At 42.7% G+C, this 1,374-nt stretch carries 1 protein-coding gene; it reads right to left on the bottom strand.

Going from position 1 to position 1,374, the window contains the following annotated elements; translation table 11 throughout:
* Window positions 1-51: 51 nt before the first annotated feature.
* Complete coding sequence (locus FN831_RS27540; RefSeq protein WP_142531426.1) at window positions 52-1,299, bottom strand: IS256 family transposase; 1,248 nt, start codon at window positions 1,297-1,299, stop codon at window positions 52-54.
* Window positions 1,300-1,374: the final 75 nt, after the last annotated feature.

The raw sequence follows: 1,374 nt of genomic DNA, 5'->3' as shown, positions 1-1,374 counted from the left end.
GGGAGTGTAAAGTGAACTGTGTCAACACCACTTCTTCCTAGGTGGAGGCGATCAGCCTCCACCTAGGAAGAAGTCGCCGAAGGCTTTAAGTCGTTCCCCAAATTTAATGTGCAGCTGTGACATTGTCAAGCCCCAGTTCCACATCGGCATTGTCCACTTTTTAGAAAAGTCCCTGTAGGCTAAGTATACGAGCTTTAACAGTGACTGATCTGAGGTAAAGGCACCCTTAGTTTTAGTTATTTTGCGGATTTGGCGATGCATTCCCTCAATGGCGTTAGTGGTGTAAATGACCTTTCTGATTTCTGCAGAATATTCAAAATAGGTAGAAAGATTCGTCCAATTATCTAACCAGCTCTTAACTGACAGCGGATATTTTTTACCCCATTTATCTTCAAACTCCAGTAGCTTTTCATATCCCTGTTCTTGATTGATGGCCTTATAAATCGGCTTTAGATCAGCAACGACAGCCTTTTTATCTTTCTCTGGCACATACCGTAGGCTTGTTCGAATTTGGTGGACGATGCATAGCTGAACCTGTGTCTTAGGGAATACTGCCGCTATCGCTTCAGGAAAGCCTTTTAGCCCATCTATGCATGCAACCAGGATATCATCCACACCGCGCTGCTTTAAATCAGTGAGAACAGAGAGCCAGAATTTAGCACCTTCATTTTCTGAAAGATATACGCCTATTAAGTCCTTTTTACCGGCTCGGTTAACACCCAGAATATTATAAACTGCACGAGATTCAACTCCTCCACTTTCGCGTACTTTATAATGCATACAATCCAGAAATACAAAGGGATAGACCGCTTCCAAGGGTCGGTTCCGCCATTCATTCATTGCAGGAATAATCCTATCTGTGATGTTCGAAATCTCTGTTGCAGAAATATCCATGGCATACATCTCCTTCACATAATCAGAAATATTGCGGGTACTCATTCCACGTGCGTACATCGCTATTACGTTGTCTTCCAGCTCCTCCGTAATGATTAACTGGCGTTTAGCGACAATTTTCGGTTCAAATGTACCGTTGCGATCCCGCGTGCTTTCCAGTTCAAATTCTCCGGACTGCAAACTGCGGACATTTTTTTTAGTCCTTCCATTACGTCGGTTGGGATCATCAGTAGACTTACTCTCCTGGAGATGGTTATCCAGCTCTCCTTCGAGCATGGATTCCAATAAATGTTTTAACATTGGGGCGAAAACACCATCGGTGCCACCCATCTTCTTGCCTTGATACAGGCCTTCCATTGCTTCATTTTTGAAGCGCTCAAAATCGAATGGTTCTTTATTTTTCATCGTGTCCTAAGTATCACTAAATTACTTATTTTAACTCTAACTTTTTAGAGTTGACACAGTTCACTTTACAGTCTC

It is taken from the genome of Pedobacter westerhofensis, assembly GCF_900182595.1.
GTDB classification, from domain to species: Bacteria; Bacteroidota; Bacteroidia; order Sphingobacteriales; family Sphingobacteriaceae; genus Pedobacter; species Pedobacter westerhofensis.
The sequence above is the reverse complement of the archived record's forward strand: the minus strand, read 5'-3'. Positions and strand labels throughout refer to the sequence as shown.

Coding starts and splice junctions, on each gene's coding strand:
- FN831_RS27540 (WP_142531426.1), bottom strand. CDS start 1,299: ATGAAAAATAAAGAACCATTCGATTTTGAGCGCTTCAAAAATGAAGCA.